The 9,963-nt window shown below is 73.4% G+C and carries 9 protein-coding genes and 1 pseudogene; 3 read left to right on the plus strand and 7 right to left on the minus strand.

Going from position 1 to position 9,963, the window contains the following annotated elements; all coding sequences use genetic code 11:
• Positions 1-187 (plus strand): annotated as a pseudogene (locus tag HUW36_RS17345) (arsenate reductase/protein-tyrosine-phosphatase family protein); the annotation flags it as partial.
• Here HUW36_RS17345 and HUW36_RS17350 read toward each other — a convergent pair.
• Complete coding sequence (locus tag HUW36_RS17350; protein ID WP_174529131.1) at positions 168-1,619, minus strand: tyrosine-protein kinase domain-containing protein; 1,452 nt, start codon at positions 1,617-1,619, stop codon at positions 168-170. The pseudogene HUW36_RS17345 and the gene HUW36_RS17350 sit on opposite strands and share 20 nt — an antisense overlap.
• A gap of 185 nt (positions 1,620-1,804) precedes the next feature.
• On the opposite strand from HUW36_RS17350, the gene HUW36_RS17355 reads away from it, so the two are divergent.
• Complete coding sequence (locus HUW36_RS17355; RefSeq protein ID WP_174529132.1) at positions 1,805-3,655, plus strand: nucleoside-diphosphate sugar epimerase/dehydratase; 1,851 nt, start codon at positions 1,805-1,807, stop codon at positions 3,653-3,655.
• A gap of 155 nt (positions 3,656-3,810) precedes the next feature.
• The gene (gene nhaA, locus HUW36_RS17360; RefSeq protein WP_174529133.1) at positions 3,811-5,112 is read left to right on the plus strand and encodes a Na+/H+ antiporter NhaA; all 1,302 of its coding nucleotides are present in this window, start codon (positions 3,811-3,813) and stop codon (positions 5,110-5,112) included.
• A gap of 54 nt (positions 5,113-5,166) precedes the next feature.
• Here the strand turns inward: nhaA and HUW36_RS17365 are convergent, their stop codons facing one another.
• The 6 genes from HUW36_RS17365 to HUW36_RS17390 all read right to left on the minus strand — a co-directional run.
• Positions 5,167-5,373, minus strand: a complete 207-nt coding sequence (locus HUW36_RS17365) for a hypothetical protein (protein ID WP_174529134.1) — start codon at positions 5,371-5,373, stop codon at positions 5,167-5,169.
• Between the two features lie 107 nt (positions 5,374-5,480).
• Positions 5,481-6,068 (minus strand): TMEM165/GDT1 family protein, encoded by a 588-nt coding sequence (locus tag HUW36_RS17370; RefSeq protein ID WP_098744627.1) that lies wholly within the window; start codon positions 6,066-6,068, stop codon positions 5,481-5,483.
• Positions 6,069-6,285: 217 nt separating this feature from the next.
• Complete coding sequence (gene egtD / locus HUW36_RS17375; RefSeq protein ID WP_174529135.1) at positions 6,286-7,251, minus strand: L-histidine N(alpha)-methyltransferase; 966 nt, start codon at positions 7,249-7,251, stop codon at positions 6,286-6,288.
• 37 nt (positions 7,252-7,288) lie between these two features.
• Complete coding sequence (gene egtC, locus HUW36_RS17380; RefSeq protein WP_174529136.1) at positions 7,289-8,035, minus strand: ergothioneine biosynthesis protein EgtC; 747 nt, start codon at positions 8,033-8,035, stop codon at positions 7,289-7,291.
• Positions 8,036-8,044: 9 nt separating this feature from the next.
• Positions 8,045-9,373, minus strand: a complete 1,329-nt coding sequence (egtB, locus tag HUW36_RS17385) for an ergothioneine biosynthesis protein EgtB (protein WP_174529137.1) — start codon at positions 9,371-9,373, stop codon at positions 8,045-8,047.
• The coding region (locus HUW36_RS17390; RefSeq protein WP_246248201.1) for a glutamate-cysteine ligase family protein at positions 9,370-9,963 on the minus strand (594 nt) is incomplete at its 5' end. The genes egtB and HUW36_RS17390, both read right to left, overlap by 4 nt.

The following is a 9,963-nucleotide window of genomic DNA, read 5'->3' on the forward strand; positions in this document are numbered from 1 at the left end:
GGACACGCCGCTGCGCGCGGCGGTGGCCGCGGCCGTCCGCGCCCGGGGGCGGATGCAACCCGCCGCCCCCGGCGCGGACGACCTGCACGACCCGATCGGTGGCTCCCCGGCCGACTTCCGTCGCTGCGCCGAGGAGATCGAACGGTCGATCCGACCGGTGCGGGCGCTCATCGCGACAGCCGGGTGAGTTCCTGCGTCCGGTCGCCCACGACCTGCTGCCCGCCCCGCCGGGAACCGGCCCGGTCCGTGGGCACGGACGGTGCGGCGGGCGGCACGACCACCTTGTACGCCTCGTACTGGTAGGCGTCGGCCTTGGCCACCTTGGCCATGTTGAGCACGCAGCCGAGCAGGCGCACCGACACCGAGCTGAGCGCGTGCGCCGCCGCGGCGACCTGGCTGCGGGAGGTCCGCCCCTGCTGGGTGACCAGCAGCGCGCCGTCGGCCTGCACGGCCACGACCACGCCGTCGGTGACCGCCAGCAACGGCGCGGTGTCGATGACCACGATGTCCGCCGACTCGCGCAGCGCCACCAACAGGTCCGCCATCGCCTTGGAGCCGAGCAGCTCGCTGGGGTTCGGCGGGGCGGCGCCGCTGGGCAGCACCAGCAGCGACTTCTCGCCCCAGCGTTGCACCACGTCACCGACCTGGACGTCGCCGACAAGCACGTCGGTCAGGCCGACACCGCCGTCGAGGCCGAGGTAGTCGGCCACCTTCGGGCGGCGCAGGTCGGCGTCGATCAGCAGCACCCGCCAGCCGGCCTCGGCCAGGGCGATGGCGGTGTTGCAGGCCATGGTGGTCTTCCCCTCGCCCTGCAACGCGCTGGTGACCGCGATGACCCGGGCCGGCTCGTGCACGTCCACGAAGCGCAGGTTGGTGCGCAGCTTGCGGACCGCCTCCGCCCGCGGCGAGTTGGCCGCGTCGCCGACGATCAACGGGGCCGCCTTCGCGCCGGACTCGAACGGGATCTCGCCCAGCAGCGGGCTGCCGGTGACCCGCTGCAACGCGACGGCGTCCCGCATCCGCACGTCGGCCAGTCCGCGCAGCACGGCCAGCGCGGCACCGGCGAGCAGCCCGAGCAGGCCGCCGAGCACCAGGTTGCGCACCGGTTGCGGCGACACCGGGCTGGACGTCACCCGAGGGCCGCTCACCACCTCGATCTTGATCGGCGGGGACTTGCCGTCCGGCGGCGTCTCCACCTTCCGGACCAGCTCGGTGAACTTGGCCGCGAGCGCCTCGGTGGTCTTGAGCGCCCGGTTCTGGTCGGTGTCGGTGACCGTGGCGTTGAGCAGCACGGTGCCGGCGGTGGTGGCGGTGGTGATCCGGCTGCGGACCTGGTCGGCGGTGAGGCCGAGCGGTGTGTCGGCCACCACGCTCTGCGCCAGGCGGTCACTGGTGAGCAGGTCGCCGTAGGACTTCACCCGCTGCTGGAGGAAGAGGCTGCCCTGGTACGCGTCGGTGACCCCCTGGCTGGGTGTGGTGACGAAGAAGGTCACCGAGGCCTCGTAGCGAGGCGCGGTCCGGACCGTCACCAGCGCGGCGGTGCCCAGCGCGAGCATCACCGCGACCAGCACGATCCACCAGTGGCGTCGGACCAGGCGCAGGTAGCCGAGAACGTCCATCACGCTCCCCCTCGCGACACGCCGGTCTGCCGATGAAACTGCACGAAAGCCCCCTAAAAACACCAGTAGCCGTGCCAGGATCGAATCGCCTATTCGCCACGTTAGGTGACTTGACGAATGTAAACGACCGAACAGGCACAGACGGTCTAATTCCGTTCAATCTGGATAGGACATCGAGGCAGCCCATGGATCGTGAAACCACCGCCGACGTCGTGCGACCCCGCGGTCGGACCACTCACCGCGCCGCCACCCTCTCCCTGTTAACGCTGGACACGGCCGCGTGGTGCGGAGGATTTCTCGGCGCGGCGTGGACCCGGTACGAGTTCGACCTGACGGCTGCCGTCAGCGGTCGGATCGTCGGGGTGGCGCTCGCCTGCGCCGCGCTGTACGCGCTGCTCACGCTGGTGCGCTCGCAGGTCTACGGCCGCTACCCGATCGGCAGCGCCGGCGATGCCCGAGGGCTGGCCGCGACCGTCGCGTCGGCCGCCGTCGTCACCTTCGTCGGAGTGCTCCCGTGGGCCGAGCGACCGGTCCCGGCGACCACCCCGCTGGTCGGTGGCGCCGTCGCGCTGGTGTTGATGGCGACCGCCCGGGGGCTGTGGCGCGCCCACGCCGACCGGCACCGCCCGGCCGCCCGACACGCCGAGCGCTGCCTGGTCTACGGCGTCGACGCGGCAAGCGAGCGGCTGGTCCGGGCGCTGCTGCACGACCCGGACAGCAGCTACCGGCCGATGGGGCTGCTCGACGACGCCCCGGAGAGCCGCGGGCTGCGGCTGGAGGGGTTGCGTGTCCTGGGCGGCCGTGAGCAGGTGGGCGACGTGGTCCGCGCGACCCAGGCACGTACGGTGATCTTCTCGATGAGCAGCTCGGACCCGCAGCTGCTGCGCGACGTGCGGACCCGCACCCTGGAGGCCGGGGCCGCGTTCAAGGTCCTGCCGCCCGTGCGGGAGCTGCTCGACCGGCCGGTGGCCGCGACCGACGTCCGCGACCTCCAGCTCACCGACCTGCTGGGCCGCGCCCAGCGGGTGGCCGAACTGACCGTCGAACGGGGCGGGCTGGCCGGCCGCCGGGTGCTGGTCACCGGCGCGGGGGGCTCGATCGGCTCGGAACTGTGCCGGCAGATCGCCCGCTGCGAGCCGGACGAGCTGATGATGCTCGACCGCGACGAGTCCGCGCTGCACGCGCTCCAGATGTCGCTGCACGGCCGCGCCCTGCTGGACGGCCCCGAACTGATCCTGGCCGACATCCGGGACGCCGAGGGGATCGCCCGGGTGGTCGCCGACCGGCAGCCCGACGTGGTGTTCCACGCCGCCGCCCTGAAGCACCTGACCATGCTGCAGCGGCATCCGGGCGAGGCGATCAAGACCAACATCCTGGGCACGTTGAACGTGCTGGAGGCCTGCCGGGACGTCGCGGAGTTCGTCAACATCTCCACAGACAAGGCGGCCAACCCGACGAGCGTGCTGGGCTACTCGAAGCGGATCACCGAACGGCTCACCGCGTACCAGGCCGAGCGGATGAGCGGCACCTACCTGAGCGTGCGGTTCGGCAACGTCCTCAGCAGCCGGGGGTCGGTGCTGACCGCGTTCCAGGCCCAGATCCGGGCCGGCGTCCCGATCACGGTGACCCACCCGGACGTGACCCGCTACTTCATGACCGTGCAGGAGGCCGTGCACCTGGTCCTGCAGGCCGCCACGATCGGCCGCGGCGGCGAGGCGCTGGTGCTCGACATGGGCGAGCCGGTACGCATCGCCGACGTGGCACGTCGGCTCGCCGCCGAGGCGGACCGGCCGGTGGACATCGTCTACACCGGGCTGCGCCCGGGCGAGAAGCTGCACGAGGACCTGTTCGGCGCCGACGAGGTGGACACCCGCCCGCTGCACCCGCTGATCTCGCACGTGCCGGTGCCCGCGCTCGACCCGGATGAGGTGCGCGCGCTCGACCCGTACGCCGACCCGGACGAGTTGATCAAGCGGATGGCGGCGTTCTGCGAGGCGATCGGCTCCTCCCTGCCGGCCCTGCCGGGACAGCGCTGAGCCACGGCCGGTGGGACCCCCTCCCACGCGATGAGAGGAGCGTCCCACCGGCTCAGCTCGCCGACGGCCGGAACCGCCGTTAGGGTTGACCATGGTGTGCCGGGAAGCCTGGTCGGCGATCACATCGTCGACCCCTGCTCCCGATCGGATGCCGCATGCCCGACCGCTCCCCGCACTCCTCCCGCCTGCTGGCCCGCCGCTCCTGGCCGGAAGCGCGCTTCCTGGCCGACGTGCTGCGTACCGAGACGGTCGGCGGCGGGCTGCTGCTGCTCGGCGCGGTCGTCGCCCTGGTCTGGGCCAACTCACCGTGGCGCGCGGCGTACGCGGCACTGGGCGACTGGGTGCCCTGGCCCGGCGGCACGTCGCTGCACCTCGACCTCAGCCTCGCCACCTGGGCGGCGGACGGGCTGCTCGCGATCTTCTTCTTCGTGGTCGGGCTGGAGCTCAAGCGCGAATTCGTCGCCGGTGACCTCCGCGACCCCCGGCGGGCGGCGCTACCGGTGGTCGCCGCGCTCGGCGGCATGGTGGTGCCGGCGCTGATCTACCTTGCGGTGACGGTGAGCGCCGGCGGCGCCGGAGTACGGGGCTGGGCGATCCCCACCGCCACCGACATCGCGTTCGCGCTCGCCGTGCTGGCCGTGGTCAGCTCTCACCTGCCACAGGGGCTGCGGGCCTTCCTGCTCACCCTCGCGGTGGTCGACGACCTCTTCGCGATCACCATCATCGCGGTCTTCTACACCGCCGACTTCCACCCGCTGCCCCTGCTCGGCGCGCTGCTGCCGATCGCCGCGTTCGGGCTGCTGGTGCAGCGGCGTCGCACCTGGTGGTGGGCGCTGATCCCGCTCGCGGTGACGGCCTGGACGCTGGTGCACGCCTCCGGCGTGCACGCCACCGTGGCCGGGGTACTGCTCGGCTTCACCGTCCCGGTCCTGCCCAGCCGGAGCGGGGCGCCCGGGCTGGCGGAGCGACTGGAGCACCGCTGGCGGCCCGTCTCCGCCGGCTTCGCGGTACCCGTCTTCGCCTTCTTCGCCGCGGGCGTGACCCTGGTCGGCGTGGACCTTGGCGAAACCCTCACCAGCCCGGTGGTGATGGCGGTGGCTGCCGGTCTGGTGCTGGGCAAGGTCGTGGGGGTGTTCGGTTCGACCTACCTGCTAGCCCGGTTCACCCGCGCGGAACTGGACGAGGAGATCACCTGGGCGGACCTGGTGGGCCTGGCGCTCCTCGCCGGCATCGGCTTCACCGTGTCGCTGCTCATCGGTGAGCTGGCGTTCGGTGCGGGAAGCCCCGAGGAGGACGGCGTCAAGGTGGCCGTACTGCTCGGCTCGGTGCTCTCCGCCGTCCTGGCCGCCGTGGTGCTGATCCGGCGCAACCGGGTCTACCGGCGGATCAGCGAGCGGGAGAGCCGCGACGACGACGGCGACGGCATCCCGGACGTCTACCAGCAGGAATCCGCCTGACGCGCAAGGCGCCGGCCGCCGACCCGGTGCGGGATCGACGGCCGGCGCCGGGCGTCAGCGGCGGCGCTGCGCCGGACGGGCCTCGTGCTCGTCGGCGGTCTCCTCCTCGAGCGCGTCGGCGACCGGCTCGGTGAGGTCGTCGCCGGGCACCGCGACCTGCTCGGCGCGGTCCTGCTCGTCCACGCGTCCGCCGGCCGGCGGTTCCGGGGCGGTCGCACCGCCCGCGAAGCCGTACTCGTTGGGCTCGTCGTGCCTGCTCATGCGCGGAACCTCCCGGTCGTCCGAATCCTGGCGGCGGCGCGCCACGGCACCGCCTCCCCGACACTTACCCACCGGGACCGGGCCCGATCATCCCGGATGCCGCCGGCTCAGTTCAGCTCCCTGATCGCCTCGAAGACCAGCCACAGGCCGCAGATGGCGAAGAGCACGGCGGCGCCGTAGCGGATCGCCCGCTCCGGCAGGTGGCGGCCGAGCATCCGGCCCACCAGGATCGCCAGCGCGTCCGCGGCGACCATGCCGAGCGTCGAGCCGAGCCAGGTGCCGAACCAGCCGTACTTGGTCGCCAGGGTGATGGTGGCGAGCATGGTCTTGTCGCCCAGCTCGGCGAGGAAGAACGCCACGCCGACCGCGACGATCGCCGACTTGGTGCTGCGCTCGGCCTTGCGCTTCTCCTCCTCGGTCAGCTTGTCGCCGCGCAGCGTCCAGGCGCCGAAGCCGAGGAACGCCAGGCCGGCGATGAGCGAGATCCAACCGGTGGGCAGCGCGGCGTTCAGCCCGTAGCCGATGGCCACCGAGGCGAGGTGGACGACCGCCGTGGCGATCGTGATGCCGATGAGGACCGGCACGGGCCGGAAGCGCGTGGCGAACGTCAGGGCCATGAGCTGGGACTTGTCCCCCAGCTCGGCGACGAAGATGACGCCGAAGCTGACCACCAGCGCGACGAGGAAACCCTCCATGTGAACCTTCCCGATCAAGCCGGGAGGAGAGACAGGGGCGCCCTCGACCCGGCTGCGACAGCCTGAGTCGAAGGTCTCGCCCGCCCCGGGAACCGAGGCCGCGTGGCCGGATGCGGAACGCACCAGTGTGTCGACCACGACATTGGGGGCTACTCCCCTTCGCGCCGCCAGCCTAGCCGATCACCCGTCCACCCGGCCGCCGGGTGTGGCTGGGGCCTCAGTCCGCCCGGGCCAGGCTCACGCCGAACAGGCCGTCCGGGTCGGTCCAGAACTCCTGCCTGTCGAACCCGGCGGCGCGCAGCTCGGCCGCGATCCCCTCCGGGCGGAACTTGGCCGAGACCTCGGTGCGCAGCTCCTCGCCGGCGGCGAACGCCACGTCCAGGTCGAGCACCCGCGCCCGGGTCGGACGCTCGGCGCGCAGCCGCATCTCGATCCACTCCCGCTCCGGGTCCCAGACCGCCACGTGACGGAACGCGGTGAGGTCGAAGTCCGCGCCCAACTCCCGGTTGATCACGCGGAGCACGTTGCGGTTGAACTCGGCCGTCACGCCCGCCGCGTCGTCGTAGGCGGGCACCACCACCGCCGGGTCCTTGACCAGGTCGGTGCCGACCAGCAACCAGTCGCCGGCCTCCAGCGCGGCGCGCATCGCGGTGAGGAACTCGGCCCGCTCCACCGGCAGCAGGTTGCCGATCGTGCCGCCGAGGAACGCCACCAGACGCCGGCCACCGGTGGGCAGGCGGTCCAGGTGGCGGGTGAAGTCGCCGACGATCCCCCGCACCCGCAACCCCGGGTACGCGGCGGCGATCTGCTCGGTGGACCCGCGCAGGGCGCTGACCGAGACGTCCAACGGCACGAACGTGCCCAGGTCGCCGTGCCTGGTGAACGCGTCCAACAGCAGCCGGGTCTTCTCCGACGAGCCCGACCCCAGCTCGATCAGCGTCTTCGCCCCGGTGGTCGCGGCGACGTCGTCGGCGTGCGCGGCCAGCACCGCCCGCTCGGCCCGGGTCGGGTAGTACTCCGGCAGTCGGGTGATCTCCTCGAACAGCTCGCTGCCCCGGGCGTCGTAGAACCACTTGGGCGGCAGCCACTTCGGCGTGGCGGTCAGCCCGACCCGTACGTCCTCCCGCAGCCCCCGGTCGAGGTCCTGCTGCTCCAGGTGGATCTCCAGCGGTTCCGCGCCCATCACGTGTCCTCTCTGTCGTATCCCTGGACCTGGCCGGTCAGGCGGCGGTCGGGTCCCGGATGTCGAGCCCGGCCGTGGTGGCCACCACGAGCCGCCCGTCCGGCACCGGCCGCCAGTCGGGGTGGTCGTCGAACGGTTCGGACGCCAGCAGGACCGAACCCGGGCCGCGTCGTACCGACAGCGCGTGCCCGGCCACGCTGGCGACCACCGTCGTGCCGTCGGTGAGCAGCAGGTTCAGCCGGGAGCCGGGCGCCGCCGCGGCGACCGCGGCGACCGTGTCGGCCACCGCCTCGTCGAGCGCCGCCCCGCCCCGCAGCCGGTGCCGGACCAGCGCCCAGAGCACGGCCGAGTCGGTGGGCACGTCCAACGTGAGCAGGTCGCGCACCGGCAGGCCGGCGGCCAGCGGGACCAGGCTGTCGGGCCAGCCGCGCACCACACCGTTGTGGCTGAACAGCCAGCGCCCCTCGGCGAACGGCGCGGCGGCGGTCTCGTGCAGCGGCATCCCCACCGTGGCGGAGCGGACGGCGGCCAGCACCGCCCCGGCCGACGTCACGGCCGCCAGCTCCGGCAGGGTGGTGTCGCTCCACATCGGCTGGGCCCGGCGGTAGCGCACCGGGTCGCCACCGTCCGGGTACCACCCGACGCCGAAGCCGTCGGCGTTGATCGTGCCGCCGCCGCGCATGTCCCGTGGCGCCCACGACTGGCGCAGCAGGCCGTACGGCGGGTCGAACAGGAGGCTGCCCAGGGGCACCGGTGGACCGAGGTACGCGAGGTGGCGACACATCGGGCCGGCTCACTCCTCTCCGCCGGCGTCCCGGGCGCAGCGGAAGCCGCTGAAGATCTGCCGCCGGATCGGGTAGTCCCAGTTGCGGAACGTGGCCCGGCAGGCGGACCGGTCGGTGCCGAACGAGCCGCCGCGCAGCACCCGGTGGTCGTCGCCGAAGAAGACCTCGGAGTATTCCCGGTACGGGAACGCGGTGAATCCCGGGTGCCCGCGGAACGGCGACGAGGTCCACTCCCACACGTCGCCGACGAGCTGGTGCACGCCGAGCGGCGAGGCGCCGTCCGGGTACGCGCCGACCGGCGCCGGCCACAGGTGCCGCTGGCCGAGGTTCGCGTGCGCGGTGGTCGGGTCCTCGTCACCCCAGGGGTAGCGGCGGGAACGACCGCTCACCGGGTCCCACCGGGCCGCCTTCTCCCACTCCGCCTCCGTGGGCAGCCGCCTGCCGGCCCACGCCGCGTACGCCTGCGCCTCGTACCAGCAGACGTGCACCACCGGCTCGTCGTCGCGGACCGTGGACCAGCGACCGAACCTGCGGTACGCCCACCCGTCGCCGTCGCGCCGCCAGTGCAGCGGCGCGCTCAGGTCCGCCTCGACCCGGTGCCGCCAGCCGGCCGCGCTCCACCAGCGCGGCTCGTCGTAGCCGCCGTCGGCGATGAACGCACGGTACTGCCCGTTGGTGACAGGTGCCGCGTCGATGGCGTACGCGGGCAGGTCGACCGTGTGTGCGGGTCGCTCGTTGTCCAGCGCCCACGGGTCGGTCGAGGTGCCCATGGTGAACGGCCCGGCCGGCACCAGCACCTCGCCGGCGACCCGCGCCCGGGGCTCGGGCGGGGGCGGGGCGTCCAGCACCGGCGCGCCGGCGCGCAGCTGGTGGGTGGCGAGCATGGTCTCGTCGTGCTGCTGCTCGTGCTGCACGATCATGCCGAAGGCGAAGCCGTCCTCGACCAGTCGGCGGTCGGTGAAGCGGATGCCGTCGAGCAGGTCGTACACCTTATCGCGGACCGTGCGCACGTAGGCGCGCGCCTCGGCCGGGGGCAGCAGCGGCAGCGAGGGGCGGTCCTTGCGGGGCTGCTTGAAGGCGTCGTAGAGGTCGTCGATGTCGCACCGCACCGGTTCCCGGCCGCCGACGTCGCGGACCAGCCACAGCTCCTCCTGGTTGCCGACGTGCGCGAGGTCCCAGACCAGCGGCGACATCAGCGTCGAGTGCTGCCGGACCAGGTCGTCGTCGTCCACCGCGTCGGTCAGCAGGGCGGTGCGGGCCCGGGTGCGCTCCAACTCCGCCGCGATCCGGCCGCGCAACTGCTCGGCATCCGTGCCCGGGCGCTCGGTCGTGGTCACCGGTTTCCCCTCTCCGCGACGGCGCGGCGCCGCCGGATCGCTCGGTCGATCTCGTCGTGCAGCCCGGCCGGCAGTTCGAGCCCGGACAGGGCCGTGCGGGCCAGGTCGAACAGGGTCGCCGCGGCGGTCGCCAACGGGCGCTCGGCCAAGCCGCGCCGCGCCGCCGCGCTCCACCGGTCGGCCACCGGAGCGGCCACGGCCAGCGCATCCCTGGTGGTGGACGGGTCGGCGAACAGCGCGGCCAGCACCGCCAGCGGCACGGTCCACTCCCGCCCGGGCTGGGTGTCCAGGTAACGCAGCTCGAGGTAGCCGCGCGGGCGTACCGGCGGGAACAGCGTGCTGAGGTGGTATTCCAGGTCGTCGGTGGTGGGTGGACGGGGAAGCGCTCCGGCCAGCCAGTCGGCGAAGGTGACACCGGGCGGCGCGGCCCAGTCCGGACCGTCGCCACGCACGCAGAGCAGCGGCGCGGCGAGCGCGTACTCGGTCCAGGCCGCCACCGGGTCGCGGTCGGCGCGGCCCGGTGACCAGACCGGCCGGGTACGCGCCGGGTCGATGGCCAGCCAGGCGGCCATCCGGGCGGACGCCCAACC

This window comes from Micromonospora maritima, assembly GCF_902825405.1.
Taxonomy (GTDB): domain Bacteria; phylum Actinomycetota; class Actinomycetes; order Mycobacteriales; family Micromonosporaceae; genus Micromonospora; species Micromonospora maritima.

Excerpts from the sequence above, each read along its gene's own strand:
- HUW36_RS17350 (WP_174529131.1), bottom strand. The coding sequence starts at position 1,619 with ATGGACGTTCTCGGCTACCTGCGCCTGGTCCGACGCCACTGGTGGATC.
- HUW36_RS17355 (WP_174529132.1), top strand. The coding sequence starts at position 1,805 with ATGGATCGTGAAACCACCGCCGACGTCGTGCGACCCCGCGGTCGGACC.
- nhaA (WP_174529133.1), top strand. The coding sequence starts at position 3,811 with ATGCCCGACCGCTCCCCGCACTCCTCCCGCCTGCTGGCCCGCCGCTCC.
- HUW36_RS17365 (WP_174529134.1), bottom strand. The coding sequence starts at position 5,373 with ATGAGCAGGCACGACGAGCCCAACGAGTACGGCTTCGCGGGCGGTGCG.
- HUW36_RS17370 (WP_098744627.1), bottom strand. The coding sequence starts at position 6,068 with ATGGAGGGTTTCCTCGTCGCGCTGGTGGTCAGCTTCGGCGTCATCTTC.
- egtD (WP_174529135.1), bottom strand. The coding sequence starts at position 7,251 with ATGGGCGCGGAACCGCTGGAGATCCACCTGGAGCAGCAGGACCTCGAC.
- egtC (WP_174529136.1), bottom strand. The coding sequence starts at position 8,035 with ATGTGTCGCCACCTCGCGTACCTCGGTCCACCGGTGCCCCTGGGCAGC.